The sequence below is a fragment of the Streptomyces sp. NPDC057638 genome (assembly GCF_042800315.1).
GTDB lineage: Bacteria > Actinomycetota > Actinomycetes > Streptomycetales > Streptomycetaceae > Streptomyces.
Map to the genome: position 1 here is coordinate 13,487 of NZ_JBHVHF010000049.1, position 21,486 is coordinate 34,972.

The following is a 21,486-nucleotide window of genomic DNA, read 5'->3' on the forward strand; positions in this document are numbered from 1 at the left end:
GGTCACCGAGGGTGAGGGATCACCCGGGGAGAGCGGTGCTCACTTCGCGGTGCACTGCACCAGCTCGGCGGTGGTGCCCTGCTTGGTGGTCCTGATGCTCGCCACCGTGTCCACGCGCGTGTCGCTGGTCGCCGTCACGGGGACGTCGACCCGGCCGACCTCGGCCCCGTCCTCCGAACGCGAGCGGACCGTGCAGGTGCCGGTGGTGTCGGCGCCCTTGCGGATCTCCAGATGGATCTGGACCTCGGACGCCGAGGCCACATCGAACTTGATCACCTCGGCGCTGATCTTCTCCCCGGCGATGTAGTCGTAGCCGAACCAGCCCACCATCGCCAGGAAACCGGCGCCCAGCACGCCACCCAGGATCATCAGCCTGCGGTCGGTGCGCCGCTCCGCCGAGCGCCCGTAACGGGTCTCGGCCATCTGCTCGCCCGCCGCGCTCATGGTCATTCCTCCAGGCACTGGGAGACTCCGGAATTTTCAGTCCCCCGATTCGGTCACTATAGAAGCCTCCCTCCGGCTCACGAGCGCCACCCCGGACGCTGACTCACGGGGAGTGGCGCACGACGGCACCCGACCATTCGCGACGAACCACGAGGATCGAGTCTTGACTGAGCAGCTTCGACTGATGGCCGTGCACGCCCACCCCGACGACGAGTCGAGCAAGGGCGCGGCCACGATGGCCAAGTATGTGTCCGAGGGGGTGGACGTGCTGGTCGTGACCTGCACGGGAGGCGAGCGCGGCTCCATCCTCAACCCCAAGCTCCAGGGCGACGCCTATATCGAGGAGCACATCCACGAGGTCCGTCGCAAGGAGATGGACGAGGCCCGCGAGATCCTCGGCGTCCAGCAGGAGTGGCTGGGATTCGTGGACTCCGGGCTGCCGGAGGGCGATCCGCTGCCCCCGCTGCCCGACGGCTGCTTCGCGCTGGAGGACGTGGAGAAGGCCGCGGGCCGCCTGGTGCGCTCCATCCGCTCCTTCCGGCCGCAGGTGATCACCACGTACGACGAGAACGGTGGCTACCCGCACCCCGACCACATCATGACCCACACGATCACGATGGTGGCCTTCGAGGGCGCGGCCGACGCCGAGCGTTTCCCGGAGTCCGTGTTCGGGCCCGTCTACCAGCCGCAGAAGCTCTACTACAACCAGGGCTTCAACCGTCCCCGTACCGTCGCCCTCCACGAGGCGCTCCTGGAACGCGGTCTGGAGTCGCCCTACGGGGAGTGGCTGGAGCGCTGGAAGACCTTCGAGCGGGCCGAGCGCACCCTGACCACCTACGTTCCCTGCGCCGACTTCTTCGAGGTCCGGGACAAGGCGCTGATCGCGCACGCCACGCAGATCGACCCGGACGGCGGCTGGTTCCACGTTCCGATGGAGATCCAGAAGGAGGTCTGGCCCACCGAGGAGTACGAGCTGGCGAAGTCCCTCGTCGATACCTCCCTCCCCGAGGACGACCTCTTCGCGGGCATCCGCGACAATGCCTGATATGAGCGCAAGCGCAAACCTCGCAATGACGCACGCGGCCACCCTCGCCAAGGAGCTGGACGAGAACAAGGTCACCCCCGGTGTCCTGGGCTTTCTCGTCTTCGCGGCGCTGGCCGTGGGGGTCTGGTTCCTGATGAAGTCGATGAACCGGCACATGGAGCGCGTCCGCTTCGACGACGGCGCCGCCGCCGAGCCGGTCGCGGACGCCGCGCCGAAGAAGTAGTCCCGGATCCTCCTCGGGCGGACTGTCCGAGGAGGATCCGCAGGCCGTCCGCCGGGCCCGTCCGCCGGACGGCCTTTCCGTCGTCCCCGATGGCTGTCCTGGCCCGCTCTCCGGTACGGATACGTGTATGAGGGAGGCGGGCCGTACGCGTATACGCCGCTGCCTCCAGGAGGCACGTACGGCCCGTGTCACGCCGTGATAGCGCGTGGTGATGGCCGTTCCGTCCCCGTCACGGGGCGGGCTGGCCCGGCACCCCCGGGGAACGCGTCACCAGGGTGGCGGACATGCCTCAGCGCAGCACCCGCGCCCATCGCCCCATCGGGGGCTCGCCCAGCCTCCCCAGCGACTCGCGCGCGGCCGGGGCCCACCGCGGGGAGAAGTGGGGGTTGATGCGCAGCGCCTGGGTGAGGTGGCGGCGGGCGGCGCCGTACTGGCCCAGGGCGCGTTCGATCTCGCCGAGGTGGTAGGAGTTCATCGGGGTGCGCTGGGCCTTCTCCGCGATCCGGGCGTAGGGGAGCGCGTCCTCGGGGCGCCCGGCCCGGAAGAGGGCCCAGGCGAGGGCGTCGGCGAGCGGTGCGCCCCGGTGGCCGCGCTGCCATTGGCCGCGCAGCCGGTCGACGGCCGAGGTGGCCGAGCCATGGGCGGTCTCCCAGCGGGCCAGTGGCAGTGCGACGTTGACGCCGTGGGCGGCGGCCTGGTCCAGGGTGGCCCGCAGCGCGTCGCGCAGCGCGCCGGCCTCCGTGGTGCGGCCGAGTGCGGTGTACAGCTCCCCGGCCTCGGCGGCGTACTCCGGCGCGGGGTGGGCGGCGAGGGCGGCGCGGTAGTCGCGCAGGGCGGGCTCGGCGTGTCCGAGGGCCGCGCGGACCCGGGCGCGGGAGGCGAGCGGCCCATGGGCGCCCGGGGTGAGCCGGAGCGCGTTGTCGTAGCTGGTGAGGGCCTCCTGGAGGTCGCCGCGTTCCCAGGAGAGATCACCGAGGGTGTGGAGCGCGGCGGAGCGCTCCTGCGGGCTCCGGGCGACGGCCACCGCGTCGTACGCCTGCGCCGCCGCGTCCTCGCGCCAGCCGAAGTCGCGGTAGACGCGCGCGGCCAGGGCGCGGCCGCGGGGGCCGGTGTAGAGGGTGCCGAGGCGGTCGAAGGCGGCGCTCGCGGACTTCTCGTCGCCGAGCCCGCTGTAGGCGTCGATCAGGGCGGGGTAGACCGTCCAGCGGCGGGGGCGCTGCTTCTGGGCCCGCTGTGCCCAGGCGCGGGCCGTCACATGGTCGTGGCGCGCGTTCGCGAGGGCCGCGAGGCCGATGACGGCGTCGTTGTTGCCGCGCGCGGCGGGGCGCAGTTCCAGGGAGCGCCGCAGGGCGTGTTCCGCCTTCGGCAGCAGCTGCCAGGTGCCGCGCTGGACGTACGCGTTTCCCAGGACCGCCCAGGACGCCTCGTCCTCGGGGTTCTTCCGCAGCCAGCGTTCACGGTCGGTGATGAGCGCGGTGAGGTCCGGGGCGGCGGCGGGCGCTCCGGAGAGCGTGGCGGCCTGGGCGCGGGCGACCGGTCCCGCCGTGCGGCGCGGCTCGGGTCCTGAGCCGGGCGCGAGCACGATCACCCCGGTGACCAGCGTCGCGGCGACCAGGGTGGCCACCACGGCGTTCTTCGCGTACTCCCGGTGCCGCAGGTGTTTCCCGGGCTCCCCGTGTTCGCTGTCCATGGCGCTCACTGTGCGCCACCGGGCAGTCCATATGAAGAATGGGCGCCGTCTGTGGAGGGCGGGTTCACACCGATGGCCCCGGGTGCGACGCTGGGCTCATGGACGATCTTCTGGAGCGACTCCGCGCCGGTCTGCCGCCCGAGACCCTGATCACCGATCCCGAGGTGATGGTCTCGTACGCCCGGGACATGGCCAGCTTCTGCGCGGTGGGCAGTCCCGCCGTGGTGGTCCTGCCGCGCACGGTCGAGCAGGTCCAGCACGTCATGCGCACGGCCACGGCGCTGCGGGTCCCCGTCGTCCCGCAGGGCGCGCGCACCGGGCTCTCCGGCGCGGCCAACGCCTCGGACGGCTGTGTGGTCCTCTCCCTCACCAGGATGGACCGGATCCTGGAGATCAGCCCGGTCGACCGGATCGCCGTGGTGGAGCCGGGGGTGGTCAACGCCGCCCTGTCCCGGGCCGTGGCGGAGCACGGGCTGTACTACCCGCCCGACCCGTCGAGCTGGGAGACCTGCACCATCGGCGGGAACATCGGCACCGCCTCGGGCGGGCTGTGCTGTGTGAAGTACGGCGTGACCGCGGAGTACGTGCTGGGCCTTGAGGTCGTCCTCGCCGACGGCCGGCTGCTCTCCACCGGCCGCCGTACCGCCAAGGGGGTCGCCGGATACGACCTCACCCGGCTCTTCGTGGGGTCCGAGGGCAGTCTGGGCATCGTGGTCAAGGCGGTCCTGGGGCTGCGGCCCAAGCCTCCGCCGCAGCTGGTCCTCGGCGCGGAGTTCGGCTCCGCCGCCGCTGCCTGCGAGGCCGTCTGCGCGATCATGGAACGCGGTCACACCCCGTCCCTGCTGGAGCTGATGGACCGCACCACGGTCCGCGCGGTGAACGCGCTGGGGAACATGGGCCTGCCCGAGACCACCGAGGCCCTGGTGCTGGTGGCCTTCGACACCCCCGACCCCGCGGCCGACCTCGCCGCCGTCGGGGAGATCTGCCGGGCGGCGGGCGCCACGGAGGTCGTGCCCGCCGACACTCCCGCGGAGTCCGAACTCCTCCTCCAGGCCCGGCGGATGTCGCTGACCGCCCTGGAGAAGATTGCGTCCGCGACGATGATCGACGATGTCTGCGTGCCGCGCTCCCGCCTGGGCGCGATGCTCGACGGCACGGCGGCCATCGCCGAGCGGTTCGGCCTGACCATCGGCGTCTGCGCCCACGCGGGCGACGGCAACACCCACCCCGTCGTCTGTTTCGACCACACGGATCCGGACGAGTCCCGCCGGGCCCTGGAGTCCTTCGACGCGATCATGGCGCTCGGTCTGGAGCTGGGCGGCACCATCACCGGAGAGCATGGGGTGGGAACCCTGAAGAAGGAGTGGTTGGCGAGAGAACTGGGCCCAGTGGGAATAGAGTTGCAGAAGGGGATCAAGCACACCTTTGATCCCTTGAACATCCTCAATCCGGGAAAGCTGTTCTGAGGCACCTGAGGCACCTGAGGGCACGGGCTGTCGTGCCGCGCTCTCGGACCGTGGGCGCGCGCTGGTACGCCGACTCCCGTCGGGCTGGGGAGGCCCGCCCCGCGGGGTGCCCCGGGCAGGGTCACCGGTCCGGTCACCGGCCGGGCCGCTCGCGTCCGTACGGCCATATCCGTGGCCGTATCCGGGCAGGCGGTCGTAGGGCCGGCCATACGGCCGTACGCCGGCCCGCCGCCGTATGGCCAGAACAGGGCCGTATGGCGGGAACGCGACTCGGGCTCCGGGCCCAGACGGCGCCGGACCCCGGGTGTACGGCCAAGGACCCGTCGCCCGGGGTCGCACGGCCGATGGTCGGGCGGCGACCTCCGCTCCTAGCGTGAGGGACACAGAGCAGAGAGTGAGAGCGCCCCGAGGAGGAGCCATGCCCGCACGTCTCGACCACACCGTCGTCCAGAGCAGCGACCGTTTCGCCGGAGCCCGTTTCCTCGCCGAGCTGATCGGCGAGCCCGAGCCCAAGGAGTTCGGCCCCTTCGCCAGTCTGCCGCTCGCGGGCGGTGTCACCCTCGACTACATCGACAGCCAGGGCGATATCCCCTGCCAGCACCTCGCCTTCCTGGTCTCGGAGCAGGAGTTCGACGCGATCTTCGGCCGGATCGTCGAGCGTGAACTGCCGTACTGGGCCGACCCGATGCACGCCGAACCGCAGAGCATCAACCACAACTACGGCGGGCGCGGGGTCTATCTCGACGATCCGGACGGGCATTCGCTGGAGTTCATCACCCATACGTATGTCCTGGACTGAGCGTGTGTCCCGGACCGGGCGGGCGGCCCCGGCCGCCGGGGGCGGTGACCCTGACCGTGTCCGCCCCCGGCTCCGGCGGGGCAGGGGGTGCCCGGACCGGGCCCGGGCCGTGACGGGCGCCGTCGTCGGGCATGGCCGGGCCGTCCCGGGGGCGGGGGCGTGGGGCGCGCCGGGTCTCAGCCATCGTTCTCCGGGGAGTCCTCCGGGCCTGAGCCGCAGCCGGGGGTGCCCCGGCTGCCCTCGGCGGAGTGCGGGGCCAGCAGCGCGGTCAGCCCGTCGTCCAGGCGCAGCCGGTCCGCCTCCGTGCCCGGGGGGACGATCCTCAGGGTCCGCTCCAGCCAGGCGGAGACGGTCAGCGCCGGAGCCTCCAGCAGGGCCTCGCCGTCCGGGGAGCTGAGCGCCATCAGCACCACGCTCCGGCCGTCCACCTTGGTCGGCCACACGCGGACATCGCCATGACCGCAGGGGCGGAAGACCCCCTCGATCAGCAGTTCGCGGGCGAAGGTCCAGCGCACGGGGTGGTCCGAGCCGATGTGGAAGGTGATGTGCACGGCGAACGGGTCATCCGTGCGGTAGATCAGCCGCGCCGGGACCGGCACGCTTCGTTCCGGCGACAGGACCAGGTTCAGTTCCACTTCGCGTTCGACGACCGAGTGCATGTGAGCCCTCATCTCTCCAGGTGCGGTACGGGCCCGGGGCAGGCCCTCGCCCGGAGAGAGCGGGCCCCTCGGCGGCTATGACGCGACTTTCCGGGGGAACTTCACGCAATTCATGTGACGCCGGTCACGTCGGCGGTCCCCGCGTACGGGGGAGCCCCGCGGAGGGTCAGGGGCGCGTCGGCGCGGGACGGGTGTCCCCCGGGCGGCGGGTCCCGGCGCAACCCACACCCCCGGGTGGTCGTTACCGTCGGAGCGGCCCGGCTGTGGCCGACCGTCTGATAGATGTGGAGCCTTGCACTGAGGCTCTCTAGGAGATACGGGATCACGGTGATGAGCGCCCCAACCCCGCTCAGCGGCGACGGCAGTCCTACGCCCGGCTTCTATCCGGATCCGTCCATCCCGGGATACGTCCGGTACTGGAACGGCTCCGCCTGGGTCCCCGGCACCAGCAGGCCCGCTCCGCAGCCCGGGGAGCCGATGCCCACCGCGCCCGCCGTGTTCATGGGGCCGCGCGTCCCGCAGCCCGAGCCCGTGGAGGAGACCGGGCCCGTCTTCCTCGATGAGGAGCCGCTCACGGCCGACCAGGCGGCGGCGCCGTCACCGGCACCCGCGTGGGGGTCGGGGGCCGGACACCCGGCCGCCTTCGGCCAGGAGCCCTCGCCCTGGGGCGGCGCCGATCCCCGCACCCGGTCCGAGACCCGGGAGACACCGCCGGACCCCCGGCTCCCGGCGCGGGGTGTGGAGCATCCGGCCGCGAGCGCACGGCCGGGGGAGCCTGCCGTGGACGGCACGGTGGCCCTGGGATCCCGGCACCCCGCCGCGCCAAGCGGATCCGCCGCCGGGGCCCAGCCGACGGCCCCGCACCAGCCGCCGCCCGCGCGGCAGGGTGTCACGGCGCCGTCGCCGGGTCAGCCATCACCCCAGCCGGGCGCACAGCCCGGCGCGCGGGCCACGGCCGCCGCCCCGGCGCAGCACGCGGTCCCGTCCCAGCAGGGGTCCGCCGCCCCGCCGCACCCGTCCGCACCGCATCCCCAGCCCCAGCCCCAGCACATCGGTCCCCTCACCGCCGGGCCCGGCGGCGGGGCCGCGTCCTGGCCGCAGCAGGTCCAGCGGCTGGCGCGGGGCGACGGGGAGGCGGAGCCGCCGGTCGTGCCCTGGAAGCCCCCGGTCGAGGACCCGTTCCTCCAGGCCGCGCGGGCGCAGGCCAGCGCCCGGCCCGCCGCGCCCGGCCGGCGGCTGGTCGCCCGGTTCGTGGACACCGTCGTGCTCGCGGTGCTGGTCGGCGCGGTCGCCGTACCGGTCGGCACCCGGGCCCTCGGCCATGTCGACGACAAGATCGAGGCCGCCCGCCATTCGGGTCAGACCGTCACGGTCTGGCTGCTGGACTCCACCACCGTCACCTATCTCGGGATCGTCGTCGCCGCGCTGCTGGTGATCGGGCTGGTCTACGAGGCGCTGCCGACCGCCCGCTGGGGCCGCACCCTCGGCAAGAAGCTCTGCGGGCTCACGGTGGTGGACATCGAGTCCCATGGCCCGCCGTCCTTCGGTGCCGCGCTGCGCCGCTGGCTGGTCTACGGGGTGCTCGGGGTGCTGGCGGTGGGGGTGCTCAATGTGCTCTGGTGCCTCTTCGACCGGCCGTGGCGCCAGTGCTGGCACGACAAGGCCGCGCATACCTTCGTCACCCGCCGCTGAGACGCCTGGCCGAGCAGGCACGGCTGGGCCCGCCCGGCTGAGAGGCCCGGCAGGGCCCGCCCGGCTGAGACATCCGGCTGAGGCGCCCGGCCGAGACCTCTGGCCGCGCGCCCGGCTCGGACACCCGGTCGCGCCGCCCGGACCGGGACCGCTCCCCGGGTATCCGTCCCGTGGCAGACCGCCCCGACCGGGATGACCCGCCGTCAGGACGCCCCGCCCGGGGTCCCCCGAACGGCGGGTCATCTTTTGCGGCGCCCCCGCGCCGGGGGTGCACTGCCCACATGAGCAACGATCAGCCCCCGCCCCCGCCGCCCGGCTCCGGGGGGCCCGAGGACGACCCCTTCCTCAAGAAGCCGCCGCCGCCCGGCGGCGCGGGAGGCCCACCCCCGCAGGGCCCGCCTCCCGGCCCCCCGCCACCCGGTTCCCCGCCGCCAGGAAGCCCCCCGCCCGGGTCGCCCTACGGTTCCCCGTACGGAGGCGGTGGGCCGGGCGGAACGCCCCCGTACGATCCGTACGGCGGCGGGCCCTACGGCGGCGGACCGGATCCGCTGGCGGGGATGCCGCCGCTGGCCGACTTCGGGAAGCGGTTCGCCGCGCGGGTCATCGACGCGCTGATCGTCTTCGTCCCGCTGGCCTTGATCTCCCTGCTGGTCGGTGGGTTCAGCTCCGGCGGCGCCGACAACTGGGACGATCTGGCCAACGAGGTGAACACCGGCCGCCAGTGGCTCTGGTCGCTGATCGGGCTGGTCGCCTACGTGGGCTATGACACCTTGATGGTGAAGAAGAACGGCCAGACGGTGGGCAAGCGGCTGATGCGGATCCGCGTCGCGCTGCTCAACGACGGCGCGATCCCCGACACCCGCTCCTCGCTGGTGCGCGCGCTGGTGCTCTGGGCCCCGGCGCTGCTCTGCTGTTTCTGCGTCTGGTGGCTGGTGATCATCATCACGATCATCGCGGACAAGCCCTACCGCCAGGGGCTGCACGACAAGGCGGGCAAGACCGTGGTCGTGACGGTGCCGGAGGGGCCGCCACCGCCGACTGTGTGACGTGTGTGGCTGTGTGACGGCGGCCTCCCCGTGTCCGCGCGGGGAGGCCGCCGTGCGTGTGGACGGACGCGCCCGCGCCTCGCGGGTGCTCCCCTGAACGTCCGCCGCCCGCAAGGGGATTCCGCTTGTGGCATAGAGCAGGGGGATGTCCACGTCAAGGGTTGTGTTTTCTTCGGGCGCTGCGGTCGAATGCCGTCACTTGTGACGCGCGAGCCTCGCCCGGACGACTCCACACAGGTCCGCCGTGAAGGTTCGCGGGGGAGGAAACCAACACGTGACCACGAACCGACGGACGATCAGAGCGTCGGCGGTGATCGTCGCCCTCGCGACGGCCACCGCGGGTGCCGCGGCGTTCAGTACGGCGCAGGCGGGGGAGCAGGGGTCCCCGGCCCCGGCGGCACTGGAGCGCCATGACCCGGCGCCCCAGAAGGGCCATGTCGACCACGATCTCGACGGCCCGTTCACCCAACGGCAGCAGCAGCAGCGCAAGGCGGCGCTGGAACAGGTCATATCCGGGGACGCGACCGTCGAGAGGCGCGGCGCGTCCAAGGTCGTCAAGCTCGGCAAGGGCAAGTACGTCGAGCTGGGCCGGGAGAAGACCGACAAGATCTTCACCATCCTGCTGGAGTTCGGCGACAAGGTCGACACCACCACGACGCACGACCCGGACGGCCCGGACGGGCCGCTGCCGCCGGTGGTGAAGTACGGCGGCACCCCGGGACCGCTGCACAACAAGATCGCCAAGCCGGACCGTACCGTCGACAACTCGACCGACTGGAAGGCGGACTACAACCGCCAGCACTTCCAGGACCTGTACTTCGGCGCCGCGCCCAAGCAGTCCCTGAAGACCTACTACGAGCGGGCCTCCTCGGGCCGTTACTCGGTCGCGGGCACGGTCTCCGACTGGGTGAAGGTCGAGTGGAACGAGGCCCGTTACGGCTCGAACTACTGCGGCGAGTCGACCTGTGAGAGCGTCTGGGACGCGGTGCGGGACGGGGTCAACGCCTGGGTCGCCGACCAGAAGGCGCAGGGCCGCACCGACGAGCAGATCAAGGCGACCCTGGCCGAGTACGACGTCTGGGACCGCTACGACTTCGACGAGGACGGCGACTTCAACGAGCCGGACGGCTACCTCGACCACTTCCAGTTCGTCCACGCGGGCGAGGACGAGTCCGCGGGCGGCGGCGCCGAGGGCGCCAACGCCATCTGGGCGCACCGCTGGTACGCGTACGGCACCTCCGCGGGCAAGACCGGTCCCGCGGGCAACAAGGCGGGCGGCACCCAGATCGGCTCGACCGGGATCTGGGTCGGCGACTACACCGTGCAGCCCGAGAACGGCGGCCTCGGCGTCTTCGCCCATGAGTACGCCCATGACCTGGGCCTGCCGGACCACTACGACGACTCCGGCCGGGGCGAGAACGCCACCGGCTTCTGGACGCTGATGTCGTCCGGCTCCTGGCTCGGCCGGGGCAAGGAGGCCATCGGCGACCTGCCCGGTGACATGACCGCCTGGGACAAGCTCCAGCTCGGCTGGCTCAACTACACCAAGGGCCGGGCCGCGACGACGTCCACCCACACCCTCGGGGTGCAGGCGTACAACACCAAGCGCCCGCAGGCGCTCGTGGTCGAGCTGCCGAAGAAGCCCGGCACCACCCCGCTGGTCAAGCCCGCCCAGGGGACCAAGCAGTGGTGGACCGACCAGGGCGACAACCTGCGCAACACCCTCAGCCGCTCGGTCGACCTCACCGGCAAGTCCAGCGCCGCGCTGGAGCTGAGCGCCTGGTGGCAGATCGAGAACGGGTACGACTACCTCTACACCGAGGTCTCCACCGACGGCGGCGCCAACTGGACCCCGCTGGAGGGCACGGCCGACGGCAAGCCGATCACCCGTGACGGCAGTGACCGCCCGGCGCTGACCGGCCGCTCGGCCGGACACCAGAAGCTGGTCTTCTCGCTGGACGCCCACGCGGGCAAGCGGGTCGACGTCCGCTTCCGCTACCGCACCGACACCGCCACCGCCGAGAAGGGCTTCGTGGCGGACGAGATCACCGTGACCGCCGACGGCGCCCCGCTCTTCCGCGACGACGTCGAGGGCACGGACAACGCGGGCTGGACCACCAAGGGCTTCACCAAGGCCGGGGAGAACGTGACCCGGCTCTACGACCACTACTACCTGGTCGAGAACCGCCAGTACGTCTCGTACGACAAGACGCTGAAGACCGGTCCGTACAACTTCGGTTTCCCGGCGCCCAAGGACCAGTGGGTGGAGCACTTCCCGTACCAGAACGGGCTGATGATCTGGTACTGGGACACCTTCCAGCGGGACAACCGCACCAGCGCCCACCCGGGCCAGGGACGGCTGCTGCCGGTCGACGCCAACCCGGCGCCGATGAAGTGGGCCGACGGCACGATCATGCGCAACCGGATCCAGAGCTTCGACGCGACCTTCAGCACCCGTCCGTACGACGCGATCACCCTGCACCGGGCCGGGGCGCCGACCTCGATCCCGGCGAAGCCCGGTAACCCGGTCTTCGACGACCGCAAGGGCGTCTACTGGTTCGCGGAGAACCCGACCGGTGGGGTGAAGGTGCCCAACACCAACACCAAGATCTCCATCGTGAAGGAGCCCGCGAGCGGGGAGACGATCACCGTGAAGGTGGCCCCCTCGACCCGGTAAATGACCTTGTAAAAAGCGAATCCGCAGGTCAAAACATGATCGGCCGCAACCCCCTGGCGGGCTGCGGCCGATCGTGTTTAGGTGCGAGGTGACAGACCCGTTCCGTCCAGACCCGTCACGACCAGACCGGTTCCTCTGGACACGCCATCTCACGGGGGAGTGGTCGCCATGCCCGGCGGAGGTTATAGCAAGCTGCCCAACGGCAGCGTCGTCGTCGCCCTCAGCCTGCCCAACCCGCTGGCGGACGGACGCCCCGCGCGCTTCCTGGTGCACGCGGCGAACCGGGCCCGCGCCCTGACCAGGCTGCGGAACCTGGGGCTGCGCGCCGTCTATCTGCGGGGCAACGCGGAGCCGCCCACACTGGACGAGATCACCGCCGTACTGCACCATCCCGACGGGCTGATCTGGCGCAGCCAGCCCGGGGCGGTGGCGGAGCTGTGGCATCCGGTGCGGGCGCTGGGGCGGCCCGTCGGGTGAGGGCCTGGTGGCGTCCCGGCGCCCGGCCGCCGTCTCAGACGACCGGCTCGCCCGTGAGCGTCACACCCGCCGCGCGCAGCTCCTCCAGCACCCGCGCGGTGCGCTCCTTGGAGACGCCCGCCGTCAGATCGAGCAGCACCTGGGTGGTGAAGCCCTCCCGGGCCGCGTCCAGCGCCGTCGCGCGCACACAGTGGTCCGTGGCGATGCCCACCACGTCGACCTCGGTCACCTCGTGGTCGCGCAGCCACTGGGCCAGCCCGGTGCCGTTCTCGTCGGTGCCTTCGAAGCCGCTGTAGGCGGCGGCGTAGGAGCCCTTGTCGAAGACCGCCTCGATGGCGCCCGAGGCGACGGCCGGGGCGAAGTTCGGATGGAAGCCGACACCCTCGGTGCCCGCGACACAGTGGCGCGGCCAGCTCGTCTCGAAGTCCGGGGTGTCGGAGAAGTGGTCGCCCGGGTCGATGTGGTGGTCCCGGGTGGCGACGACATGGCGGTAGGCGGCCGGGATGGACGCACCGATGAGGTCGGTGATGGCGGCGGCGACCTCGGCACCCCCGCTGACCGCGAGGCTGCCGCCTTCGCAGAAGTCGTTCTGAACGTCGACGACGATCAAGGCGCGGTGCATAGGGGAGTCCTTACGGGGAGTACGGGGATATGGGGGTGTCTGTGGGCGCTGGGGCTCTCGGTGGCTCTCCGTCGAGCGTAGAGAGTGGGGAGCGGGTACGGGAAGGCGCGTGGGCGGTGCGCCGCGCCCGGCCCCGCCGCGCACGCCCCCGGTGACCTGCGCTCCCGCCCCTTGCTCCCGCTCCTTGCCCTGGCTTCCCCCTGATCGGCGGGTCAGTCCCCGGAGCCGCCCGCCGTTCCGGCTGGTCACCACCCGTGTCCCGGCCGCCGGGCCGTGCTGGTGTCCCGGCCGCCGGGCCGTGCGGCCGGTCGGGGTGGCCGGGCCGCGCCGATGGGCGGGGCGGCCGGGCCGTGGGGACGGGCGTCGCGGTCAGACGTACTCGGTGGGCAGGACCGGTTCGCCGCGGGAGAGCTGGAGGGCGGACATCGGCAGCGCCGCCCGCGCCGCGCGGTGCCGGGCCCGCGCCGCGTCCAGCGGCTCGCGCGCCACGATCTCGCCGCCCACGACCAGCGGCACCAGCAGCTGGGAGCCGGCCAGATCGGCGGGCACCTGGCCCGAGCCGATGACCTCCGCCTCCGCGACCCCCTCCGCGTCCCGCCGCCGCGCGGCCCACTTGCGCCCGCCCACGGAGTACTTCGCGCCCAGCGACTTCTTGGCCACCGGCTCCAGCGGGGCCTTCGGATCGGCCGAGCGGGCGCGGGCCACCAGCTTGTACACCATCGAGCAGGTCGGGTGCCCGCTGCCGGTCACCAGCTGGGTGCCCACCCCGTAGGCGTCGACGGGGGCCGCCGCCAGCGAGGCGATGGCGTACTCGTCCAGGTCGGAGGTGACCACGATCTTGGTGTCCCGGGCGCCGAGCTCGTCGAGCTGCTGGCGGACCCGGTGGGCGACCAGCAGCAGATCGCCGGAGTCGATCCGTACCGCGCCGAGTCCGGTCCCCGCGACCTCGACGGCGGTACGGACGGCCTCGGCCACGTCGTAGGTGTCGACCAGCAGCGTGGTGCCCCGGCCCAGCGAGTCGACCTGGGCCCGGAACGCGTCCCGCTCGCTGTCGTGCAGCAGGGTGAAGGCGTGGGCGCTGGTGCCGACGGTCGGGATGCCGTAGCGGAAGCCCGCCGCCAGGTCGGAGGTGGAGTCGAAGCCGCCCACGTACGCGGCGCGGGCGGAGGCGACGGCGGAGAGCTCGTGGGTACGCCGGGCACCCATCTCGATCAGCCGCCGCCCCTGGGCGGCGGCGGACATCCGGGACGCGGCGGCGGCGATGGCGGAGTCGTGGTTGAGGATGGAGAGGATCACCGTCTCCAGCAGCACGCACTCGGCGAAGCTGCCCTCGACCCGCAGGACGGGCGAGCCGGGGAAGTAGGTCTCGCCCTCCGGGTAGCCCCAGATGTCGCCCCGGAAGCGGTAGCCGGAGAGCCAGGAGAGGGTGGGCTCGTCCACGATCCGGTTCTCCCGCAGGAAGGCGATCACCCCGGGGTCGAAGCGGAAGTTCTCGACGGCGTCCAGCACCCGTCCGGTGCCGCCGACCACGCCGTAGCGGCGGCCCGAGGGGAGGCGGCGGGTGAAGACCTCGAAGACGGAGTGGCGGTCGGCGGTGCCCGCCCGCAGCGCCGCCTGGACCATCGTGAACTCGTACTGGTCCGTGAAGAGCGCCGTCGAGGGCACGTCCACCGGCAGTCCCACCAGGTCAGCTGTGTTCACGAGAATGACCTCGCGCTTTCGTCTCGGCCGCCCGCAGGGCTCGGGCGATCCAGCCATGGCCCGGATCCTACCCCAGCATTTCGTCAAAGTGACGAGATGGGGGCGGGGTGCGGGCGGCGGGCTCTTCAGGGCTCGCTAGAGGGGTGCCCGTTTATGCGCTCCGCAGGCACGGGTGGCAGCATGGACCAGGTGAGTGTTGCTCCCACCGAGATTGAACGGCCCGCGTCGGCCGAGGAGACCTTCGCCGTCCCCGAGCCGGATGTGCCCTGGGTGACGCTCGTCCACAACGACCCCGTGAACCTGATGAGCTACGTGACGTATGTCTTCCAGGCGTACTTCGGCTACTCCAAGGACAAGGCCCGCAAACTGATGCTCGACGTCCATCACAAGGGGCGCGCCGTCGTCTCCAGCGGTACCCGCGAGGAGATGGAGCGCGATGTGCAGGCGATGCACGGATACGGGCTCTGGGCGACGCTCACGCAGGACCGCGGCTGATGCCGGGGCACTTCGAGCCCCGTCCCGGGGGCGGCGCGTCGATCACGCTCGACGAGGTCGAGATCTCCATCCTGCGGTCGCTCGCCGTCCAGCTCATGGAGCTGATCGGGCCGGGCGAGGAGCCGGTGGAGGGGGCGGACCCGCTGGCCGCGCTCTTCGCCGAGGGCCCGAGCGAGCCGCCGTCGGACCCCGCGCTGGCGCGGCTCTTCCCGGACGCGTACGGAGGGCCGGACGCGCACCAGGGGGACGAGTCCGCGAAGGCGGCGTCGTCCGAGTTCCGCCGCTTCACCGAGAACGACCTGCGGACGCGCAAGCGCGATGACGCGCATGACATGGTGCGGGCGCTGGACGCGCTCTCCCCGGGGCCCGGGGGGTCGGCGGAGCTGACGCTGGACCCGCGCCGGAGCGCGCGCTGGCTCGGGGCGCTCAACGATCTGCGGCTGACGATCGGGACCCGGCTTGAGGTCGGCGACGACGACGAGGGCGCGGGGCTCTACCGGCTGCCGGACTCCGATCCGCGCAAGCCGATGGTGATGGCGTACCTCTGGCTCGGGGTGCTCCAGGAGACGCTTGTCGAGACCCTGATGCCCTCCTGAGGCCGTGGGCCCTCCCGGGGGGTGATGTCCTCCTGGGGCTGTGGTGCCCTGCGGCCCTGAGGCTCCTTCCTGAGGCTTGATCGCCCCGGCGCCCGTCCCAGCCGCCCATCCCGTCGCCCGTCCCGTCGCCCGTCCCGTCGCCCGGACGGCCGAGAGGGCGGGTAGCGGGGGGTGCGCGCTGGGTGGGGTGGTTTCCGGCCCCCTGTCACCCCTGTCCCCTCTGCTCATGGGGCTACGGGTTTTCCCGCGCCCGTCCGGTTTCCCCGGCTCCGTACGGCCGGTTGCGGAGGTTCCTGTTCCAGTTCGCCCGGCGGGGCTCGGTCCATGCCGAGCGGCGCCCTCCGGCGGCTGTATGGGGCGAGGGGGCGCGTCGTGACTTACGTACGCTCAGCGGACGCTCAAATCCGGATAACGATCGGGTTACCACATCGTCCTAAATTCATCCATTGTGCGGCTTTTGCCCGGTTGTTTCTGTGGCGTGAGTCACAGAGGCCCGGGATGATCTCGAACAAGGCCGTGATAGATCTGCACGACCGCCAGGGGCGCCACCCATGCCCCTGGGGGCGCTTGTACCGGCTGACCGCCGGTGGCACTCCATCCGTATCCGGGGGGATCAGGACCTGATCCGCGTCCGTCGCGTCTGTCGCACGGGGCGGATCCGCGTGGAGAAAGGGCGCACACATGACCTCTGTGCAGGTCGGCAAAGAGGACGGGCACGGCGACGGGAACGCCGCGCGGTCCGCCGCCGGAGGCGGTGAGGACCAGGGCTACCACCGGGCACTCGGCGCCCGGCAGATCCAGATGATCGCGATAGGCGGAGCCATCGGCACCGGCCTCTTCCTGGGCGCGGGCAAGGCCATCTCCAAGGCCGGACCCAGCCTCATCCTCGCGTACGCCATCGCGGGCCTGGTCATCTTCTTCATCATGCGCGCCCTCGGCGAGCTGCTGATGTACCGCCCGGTCTCGGGGTCGTTCTCCGACTACGCGCGGGAGTTCATCGGGCCGTTCGCGGGGTTCGCCACCGGCTGGACGTACTGGCTCTTCTGGGTCGTCACCGGAATGACCGAGGTCACGGCGGCGGCGCACTACATGACGTACTGGTTCGACATCCCGCAGTGGGTCTCGGCGCTGATCTTCACGCTGATCCTCTACGGCGCCAATCTGATCTCGGTGAAGATCTTCGGTGAGCTGGAGTTCTGGTTCTCGATGGTCAAGGTCACCGCGATCGTCGGCATGATCCTGATCTGCGCCGGAATCATCACCCTCGGCTTCACGGACGCGGGCGACACCGCCTCCTTCTCGCTGCTGTGGAGCGACGGCGGCTTCTTCCCCAAGGGCATCGGCGGCACGCTGATGACGCTCCAGATCGTGATGTTCGCCTTCCTGGCGGTCGAGCTGGTCGGTGTCACCGCGGGTGAGTCCAAGGACCCCGAGAAGACCCTGCCCAAGGCCATCAACACCGTGCCGTGGCGCATCGCCGTCTTCTACATCGGCGCGCTGATCATGATCCTGTCGGTGGTCTCCTGGACCAACTTCGAGCCGGGCGTCTCGCCCTTCGTGGCCGCCTTCGACAAGATGGGCCTGGCCGTCGGCGCGGGCATCGTGAACTTCGTCGTCCTGACCGCCGCGCTCTCCTCCTGCAACTCCGGGATGTACTCCACCGGACGCATGCTGCGCGGCCTGGCCCTCAACAACCAGGGCCCGAAGATCTTCACCCGGCTCACCAGGAACGGCACCCCGCTGATCGGGACCACCTTCTCGGCCGCGCTGATGATGTTCGGTGTCTGGATCAACTACCAGTGGCCCGGCGAGGCGTTCAACAAGATCGTCTCCTTCGCCACCATCTCCGGCATGTGGGCCTGGATCATGATCCTGGTCAGTCAGATCCGCTACCGCGCCAAGGTGAACCGGGGCGAGCTGCCCGAGTCGACCTTCAAGGCGCCCGGCGCGCCCTACACCAGCTGGTTCGCGCTCTGCTTCATCGGTCTGGTGATCGTGCTGATGGGCGTGGACAAGGACGCCCGGGTCTCGCTGTACGTCGCGCCGGTCTGGGGGCTCCTGCTCGGGGTCTCCTATCTGGTGCTGCGCAAGCGGGACCCCGAGGGCGCCGCCTTCAGCAAGCGCTGAGGCGCCCCCTTCGCAGACCAGGCATTCCCAGCATGCGGGCCGTTTCGTATCACCCATTGGTACGGAACGGCCCGCTGCCTATGCTGACGGCATGCTGACGCTCACCCAGGCACTCTTCGACCAGATCGTGGCGCACGCCCGCGCCGACCACCCCGACGAGGCGTGTGGCGTCGTCGCCGGACCCGAGGGCACCGACCGCCCGGAGCGGTTCATCCCCATGGTCAACGCCGCCCGGTCGCCCACCTTCTACGAGTTCGACTCGATGGACCTGCTCCGGCTCACCAAGGAACTGTGGGCCAACGACGAGGAGCAGGTGATCATCTACCACTCCCACACGGCGACCGAGGCGTACCCCTCCCGTACCGACATCTCGTACGCCAACGAGCCCGGCGCCCACTACGTCCTGGTCTCCACCGCCGACACCGACGGCCTCGGGCCCTTCCAGTTCCGCTCCTTCCGGATCGTGAACGGGGAGGTCACCGAGGAGGAGGTGCGGATCGTCGAGGCATACTGAGCCTCACACTTGAGCGAGCGCGTCGAGCGCGCCCAGCACCAGGTGATACAAGAGAACAGACGTATGAACAGGGCGGTGGGACCCAGGAAGCCGGTGTGACTCCGGCGCGGTCCCGCCACTGTGAGCCAAGCGATCCGCTTGCCAGCCAGGAACTGACCCGCCGCCCTTCTCCCACCACCCAGGGGACGTGGAAATCCCCGGAGGAGGCACCACCCGTCATGTCCAGGCGCCGCAGAACCACCGTCATCGCCGCCCTGCTGCTCCCGCTCACCCTCGCGGGCTGCTCCACCACCCCCGAGCCGGACCGCAAGGCCACCGGTGCCGCCCCCGGCTTCCCGTACACCGTCGACAACTGCGGTGTGAAGACCACCTATCAGGCGCCGCCGCGGCGCGCGGTCACCATGAACCAGCACGTCACCGAGGTCATGCTGGAGCTGGGACTGGAGAAGTCGCTGGTCGGCACCGCCTTCCTGGACGACCGGGTGCTGCCGGAGTACGCGAAGGCGTACGGGGAGATCCCCGTGCTCGCCAAGGAGTACCCCTCCAAGGAGAAGCTGCTCACCGCCAACCCGGACTTCGTCTACGGCGGTTACGCCAGCGCCTTCAAGACCGAGGACGGCCGCACCCGCGCCGAGCTGAAGAAGACCGGCATCGACACCCGGCTCAACCTGGAGAACTGCACCACCGAGCGGACCACCCTCGACGACGTCTACCGGGAGGTCGAGGAGGTCGGGCGCACCTTCGGCGTCGGCGACCGCGCCCAGCGGTGGATCACCGAGGCCCGCGCCGTGGTCGCCGCCACCGGCACGACGCTCACGGGCCGGGCGCCGGTGCCGGTCTTCGTCTACGACAACGGGGACAAGACCGCCTTCACGGCGGGCGGCCGGGGCATCGGCAACGAGCTGATCACCCGCGCGGGCGGCCGGAACGTCTTCGCCGACCTCGACAAGGCGTTCGGCGACGCGACCTGGGAAGAGGTCGTCGCCCGCAAGCCCGAGGTCATCGTGATCTACGACTACGGCTCGGTCACCGTGGCGCAGAAGAAGCGGAAACTGCTGACCGACCCCGCGCTCAAGGACGTCCCGGCGGTGCGGAACAAACGCTTCGCGGTGCTGCCGCTCTCCGACGCCGTGCTCGGCGTCCGGGCGCCCGCCGCCATATCCAAGCTGGCCGCGCAGCTGGCGCGGTGAGGGGCGTGACGGTGGCCGCCGGGGGCGTGTCATCGGCGGGTACGGAGGCGGGCGCGGCGGGCGGCCCCGGCGCGCGGCCCGTCCTCGCCCGGCTGCGCTACGGCGCCGTCGTCACCGGCCTGGTGGCCGCGCTCGGCTGCGCGGCCCTGGCCGGGCTGGTCCTCGGCTCCGTACGGATCCCGGCCGGGCAGGTGGTCGACGCGCTGCTGCCGGGGGCCGCGCCGAGCCCGTTCCGGACCATCGTGCGTGAGGTACGGCTGCCCCGGGTGCTGCTCGGGATGGTCGTCGGCGCCGGACTCGGGGTCGTCGGCGCCGTCCTCCAGGCGCTGGTGCGCAACCGGCTGGCCGACCCCTTCCTGCTGGGGATCTCCTCCGGAGCCTCCACCGGCGCGGTGGTGGTGCTGACGCTGGGCCTCGGCGCCACCACCGCCGTCGCGATGCCGCTCGGCGCGTTCCTCGGGTCGCTGGTCGCGCTCGCGCTGGTCTTCGGGCTGGCCCGGCGCGGCGGGATGATGACCGGGCCCCGGCTGGTGCTGGCCGGGGTCACCGTCTCGTACATCCTCACCGCGCTGACCACGCTCGTCCTGGTGGCGTCGGCGCGGCCGGAGCACTTCCGCGAGGCCCTGTACTGGTCCCTCGGCGGGCTCGGCAGCGCCCGCTGGGACGGGATCCTGCTGCCCGCCGTCGTGCTCGGGGCCGCGCTGCCGCTGCTGCTGGCGCTGGCGCGACCGCTGGACCTGCTGCTGGTGGGGGAGGAGGGCGCGACCGTGCTGGGGCTGGACGTGGGGCGCTTCCGTGCCGTCGTCTTCGTCCTGGTCTCGCTGGTCACCGCCGTGATGGTGGCCGCCAGCGGCGCCGTCGGGTTCGTCGGGCTGATGGTCCCGCACGCCGCCCGGCTGCTGGTCGGCGCCACCCACCGGGCCCTGCTGCCGGTCTGCGCGCTGCTGGGCGCCGTCGCCCTGGTCGTCGCCGACCTCGGCGCCCGTACCCTCTTCTCCCCGCAGGACGTTCCCGTCGGCGTGCTCACCGCGCTGATCGGGGGCCCGCTCTTCCTCTGGCTGATGCGGGGGCGCACCGCGCAGGGGGCACCGCTGTGACCCGCGCCGCGCCGGGGGCACCGGTGATCCGTACCGCGCCGGGGGCACCCGCGACCCGCGTCGTCTTCCACCCGCGAGGAGTCCCGTCGTGACCGCCGCCCTCACCCTGACCGGCCTGGGGTACGAGACGGAGGGCCGCGCCCTGCTCACGGGGATCGCGCTGCGGGCCGAACCCGGCCAGACCGTCGGCGTCGTCGGCCCCAACGGCAGCGGCAAGACCACCCTGCTGCGCTGTGTGTACGGCACCCTGCGCCCCACGGCGGGCCGGGCGCTGCTGGACGGCGACGACCTGCTGGTGCTCGGGGCGCGGGAGCGGGCGCGCCGGGTGGCGACCGTGCCGCAGGACAGCCCGGCCGAGTTCGAGCTGACCGTGCGGGAGGTCGTCGCCATGGGGCGCAGCCCGCACAAGCGGTTCTGGGAGCCGGACTCGGCGGCGGACACCGCCCTCGTGGCCGAGGCGCTGGAACGGCTGGCCATCACCGGGCTCGCCGACCGGGCCTTCCCCTCCCTCTCCGGCGGCGAGCGCCAGCGGGCGCTGGTCGCCCGGGCGCTGGTGCAGCGGCCGGGGCTGCTGGTGCTGGACGAGCCCACCAACCACCTGGACATCCGGTACCAGATGGAGATCCTGGGCCTGGTGCGGGAGGCGGGGGCGACGGCGCTGCTGGCCCTGCACGACCTCAACCTCGCGGCGTACTACTGCGATCGGCTGTATGTCCTGGCGGGCGGTGAGGTCGTGGCGTCGGGGGCACCGGGGGAGGTGCTGACGCCGTCGCTGCTGGCGGAGGTCTACGGGGTGGCGGCTGAGGTCTCGGTCCACCCGGCCACGGGCGCGCCGACGGTCACCTACCTCCCGGGGCGGCGTCCGGACTGACCCGCGCGAGGTCCCGGCCCGGGGCGGGTGTGCTTCGCCCTCGCCCCGCCGCTGT

The 21,486-nt window shown here is 72.0% G+C and carries 20 protein-coding genes and 1 riboswitch; of the genes, 15 read left to right on the plus strand and 5 right to left on the minus strand.

The window, feature by feature from the left end; all coding sequences use genetic code 11:
* Positions 1-39: 39 nt before the first annotated feature.
* Positions 40-444, minus strand: a complete 405-nt coding sequence (locus tag ACFVIM_RS09935) for a DUF4307 domain-containing protein (protein WP_384300176.1) — start codon at positions 442-444, stop codon at positions 40-42.
* A gap of 163 nt (positions 445-607) precedes the next feature.
* On the opposite strand from ACFVIM_RS09935, the gene mca reads away from it, so the two are divergent.
* Both mca and ACFVIM_RS09945 read left to right on the plus strand, forming a co-directional pair.
* On the plus strand, positions 608-1,489 hold the full coding sequence (mca, locus tag ACFVIM_RS09940) for a mycothiol conjugate amidase Mca (RefSeq protein WP_384300177.1): 882 nt from the start codon (positions 608-610) through the stop codon (positions 1,487-1,489).
* Positions 1,482-1,712 (plus strand): hypothetical protein, encoded by a 231-nt coding sequence (locus ACFVIM_RS09945; RefSeq protein ID WP_384300178.1) that lies wholly within the window; start codon positions 1,482-1,484, stop codon positions 1,710-1,712. Before mca ends, ACFVIM_RS09945 begins: the two co-directional genes overlap by 8 nt.
* Before the next feature lie 289 nt (positions 1,713-2,001).
* Here ACFVIM_RS09945 and ACFVIM_RS09950 read toward each other — a convergent pair whose 3' ends face one another.
* Entirely contained in the window at positions 2,002-3,402 is a 1,401-nt protein-coding gene (locus ACFVIM_RS09950; protein ID WP_384300179.1) for a tetratricopeptide repeat protein, read from the minus strand.
* Positions 3,403-3,500: 98 nt separating this feature from the next.
* Between ACFVIM_RS09950 and ACFVIM_RS09955 the strand changes: the two genes are divergently transcribed.
* Both ACFVIM_RS09955 and ACFVIM_RS09960 read left to right on the plus strand, forming a co-directional pair.
* Entirely contained in the window at positions 3,501-4,868 is a 1,368-nt protein-coding gene (locus ACFVIM_RS09955) for an FAD-binding oxidoreductase (RefSeq protein ID WP_384300180.1), read from the plus strand.
* A gap of 418 nt (positions 4,869-5,286) precedes the next feature.
* Entirely contained in the window at positions 5,287-5,667 is a 381-nt protein-coding gene (locus ACFVIM_RS09960) for a VOC family protein (RefSeq protein WP_384300181.1), read from the plus strand.
* Positions 5,668-5,843: 176 nt separating this feature from the next.
* Here ACFVIM_RS09960 and ACFVIM_RS09965 read toward each other — a convergent pair whose 3' ends face one another.
* Positions 5,844-6,326, minus strand: a complete 483-nt coding sequence (locus tag ACFVIM_RS09965; protein ID WP_384300182.1) for an SsgA family sporulation/cell division regulator — start codon at positions 6,324-6,326, stop codon at positions 5,844-5,846.
* Positions 6,327-6,656: 330 nt separating this feature from the next.
* On the opposite strand from ACFVIM_RS09965, the gene ACFVIM_RS09970 reads away from it, so the two are divergent.
* The 4 genes from ACFVIM_RS09970 (at position 6,657) to ACFVIM_RS09985 (ending at position 12,218) form a co-directional block, all read left to right on the plus strand.
* Positions 6,657-8,018 carry an RDD family protein gene (locus ACFVIM_RS09970; RefSeq protein WP_384300183.1) on the plus strand — a complete coding sequence of 454 codons (1,362 nt, stop codon included), beginning with the start codon at positions 6,657-6,659 and terminating at the stop codon, positions 8,016-8,018.
* Positions 8,019-8,299: 281 nt separating this feature from the next.
* The gene (locus tag ACFVIM_RS09975; protein WP_384300184.1) at positions 8,300-9,064 is read left to right on the plus strand and encodes an RDD family protein; all 765 of its coding nucleotides are present in this window, start codon (positions 8,300-8,302) and stop codon (positions 9,062-9,064) included.
* A 274-nt stretch (positions 9,065-9,338) separates the two neighbouring features.
* Positions 9,339-11,741: an immune inhibitor A domain-containing protein gene (locus tag ACFVIM_RS09980; protein WP_384300185.1), complete on the plus strand. Its 2,403-nt coding sequence runs from the start codon at positions 9,339-9,341 to the stop codon at positions 11,739-11,741.
* Positions 11,742-11,909: 168 nt separating this feature from the next.
* The gene (locus ACFVIM_RS09985; RefSeq protein WP_384300186.1) at positions 11,910-12,218 is read left to right on the plus strand and encodes a hypothetical protein; all 309 of its coding nucleotides are present in this window, start codon (positions 11,910-11,912) and stop codon (positions 12,216-12,218) included.
* Between the two features lie 34 nt (positions 12,219-12,252).
* Here the strand turns inward: ACFVIM_RS09985 and ACFVIM_RS09990 are convergent, their stop codons facing one another.
* Positions 12,253-12,840 (minus strand): nicotinamidase, encoded by a 588-nt coding sequence (locus ACFVIM_RS09990; protein WP_384300187.1) that lies wholly within the window; start codon positions 12,838-12,840, stop codon positions 12,253-12,255.
* A 369-nt stretch (positions 12,841-13,209) separates the two neighbouring features.
* Positions 13,210-14,541, minus strand: coding sequence for a nicotinate phosphoribosyltransferase (locus ACFVIM_RS09995; protein WP_384300188.1), 1,332 nt, complete (start codon positions 14,539-14,541; stop codon positions 13,210-13,212).
* Positions 14,542-14,721: 180 nt separating this feature from the next.
* On the opposite strand from ACFVIM_RS09995, the gene clpS reads away from it, so the two are divergent.
* From clpS to ACFVIM_RS10030, 7 genes are all read left to right on the plus strand, one after another.
* Positions 14,722-15,036 carry an ATP-dependent Clp protease adapter ClpS gene (gene clpS, locus ACFVIM_RS10000; protein WP_384300189.1) on the plus strand — a complete coding sequence of 105 codons (315 nt, stop codon included), beginning with the start codon at positions 14,722-14,724 and terminating at the stop codon, positions 15,034-15,036.
* Positions 15,036-15,632 (plus strand): DUF2017 domain-containing protein, encoded by a 597-nt coding sequence (locus ACFVIM_RS10005; protein ID WP_384300190.1) that lies wholly within the window; start codon positions 15,036-15,038, stop codon positions 15,630-15,632. Before clpS ends, ACFVIM_RS10005 begins: the two co-directional genes overlap by 1 nt.
* 681 nt (positions 15,633-16,313) lie before the next feature.
* Complete coding sequence (locus ACFVIM_RS10010) at positions 16,314-17,759, plus strand: amino acid permease (protein WP_384300191.1); 1,446 nt, start codon at positions 16,314-16,316, stop codon at positions 17,757-17,759.
* A 91-nt stretch (positions 17,760-17,850) separates the two neighbouring features.
* Positions 17,851-18,273, plus strand: a complete 423-nt coding sequence (locus ACFVIM_RS10015; RefSeq protein ID WP_384300192.1) for a Mov34/MPN/PAD-1 family protein — start codon at positions 17,851-17,853, stop codon at positions 18,271-18,273.
* Between the two features lie 53 nt (positions 18,274-18,326).
* A riboswitch (cobalamin riboswitch) is annotated at positions 18,327-18,449 on the plus strand.
* 42 nt (positions 18,450-18,491) lie between these two features.
* Positions 18,492-19,463 carry an ABC transporter substrate-binding protein gene (locus ACFVIM_RS10020; protein ID WP_384300193.1) on the plus strand — a complete coding sequence of 324 codons (972 nt, stop codon included), beginning with the start codon at positions 18,492-18,494 and terminating at the stop codon, positions 19,461-19,463.
* Positions 19,464-19,555: 92 nt separating this feature from the next.
* Positions 19,556-20,560 carry a FecCD family ABC transporter permease gene (locus tag ACFVIM_RS10025; protein WP_384300196.1) on the plus strand — a complete coding sequence of 335 codons (1,005 nt, stop codon included), beginning with the start codon at positions 19,556-19,558 and terminating at the stop codon, positions 20,558-20,560.
* 88 nt (positions 20,561-20,648) lie between these two features.
* On the plus strand, positions 20,649-21,431 hold the full coding sequence (locus ACFVIM_RS10030; RefSeq protein WP_384300194.1) for an ABC transporter ATP-binding protein: 783 nt from the start codon (positions 20,649-20,651) through the stop codon (positions 21,429-21,431).
* Positions 21,432-21,486 lie beyond the last annotated feature (55 nt).

Coding starts and splice junctions, on each gene's coding strand:
- clpS (WP_384300189.1), top strand. CDS start 14,722: ATGGACCAGGTGAGTGTTGCTCCCACCGAGATTGAACGGCCCGCGTCG.
- ACFVIM_RS09990 (WP_384300187.1), bottom strand. CDS start 12,840: ATGCACCGCGCCTTGATCGTCGTCGACGTTCAGAACGACTTCTGCGAA.
- ACFVIM_RS09970 (WP_384300183.1), top strand. CDS start 6,657: ATGAGCGCCCCAACCCCGCTCAGCGGCGACGGCAGTCCTACGCCCGGC.
- ACFVIM_RS09985 (WP_384300186.1), top strand. CDS start 11,910: ATGCCCGGCGGAGGTTATAGCAAGCTGCCCAACGGCAGCGTCGTCGTC.
- ACFVIM_RS09960 (WP_384300181.1), top strand. CDS start 5,287: ATGCCCGCACGTCTCGACCACACCGTCGTCCAGAGCAGCGACCGTTTC.
- ACFVIM_RS09975 (WP_384300184.1), top strand. CDS start 8,300: ATGAGCAACGATCAGCCCCCGCCCCCGCCGCCCGGCTCCGGGGGGCCC.
- ACFVIM_RS10005 (WP_384300190.1), top strand. CDS start 15,036: ATGCCGGGGCACTTCGAGCCCCGTCCCGGGGGCGGCGCGTCGATCACG.
- ACFVIM_RS10020 (WP_384300193.1), top strand. CDS start 18,492: ATGTCCAGGCGCCGCAGAACCACCGTCATCGCCGCCCTGCTGCTCCCG.
- ACFVIM_RS10010 (WP_384300191.1), top strand. CDS start 16,314: ATGACCTCTGTGCAGGTCGGCAAAGAGGACGGGCACGGCGACGGGAAC.
- ACFVIM_RS09955 (WP_384300180.1), top strand. CDS start 3,501: ATGGACGATCTTCTGGAGCGACTCCGCGCCGGTCTGCCGCCCGAGACC.
- ACFVIM_RS09935 (WP_384300176.1), bottom strand. CDS start 444: ATGAGCGCGGCGGGCGAGCAGATGGCCGAGACCCGTTACGGGCGCTCG.
- ACFVIM_RS09945 (WP_384300178.1), top strand. CDS start 1,482: ATGCCTGATATGAGCGCAAGCGCAAACCTCGCAATGACGCACGCGGCC.
- ACFVIM_RS10015 (WP_384300192.1), top strand. CDS start 17,851: ATGCTGACGCTCACCCAGGCACTCTTCGACCAGATCGTGGCGCACGCC.
- ACFVIM_RS09965 (WP_384300182.1), bottom strand. CDS start 6,326: ATGCACTCGGTCGTCGAACGCGAAGTGGAACTGAACCTGGTCCTGTCG.
- ACFVIM_RS09950 (WP_384300179.1), bottom strand. CDS start 3,402: ATGGACAGCGAACACGGGGAGCCCGGGAAACACCTGCGGCACCGGGAG.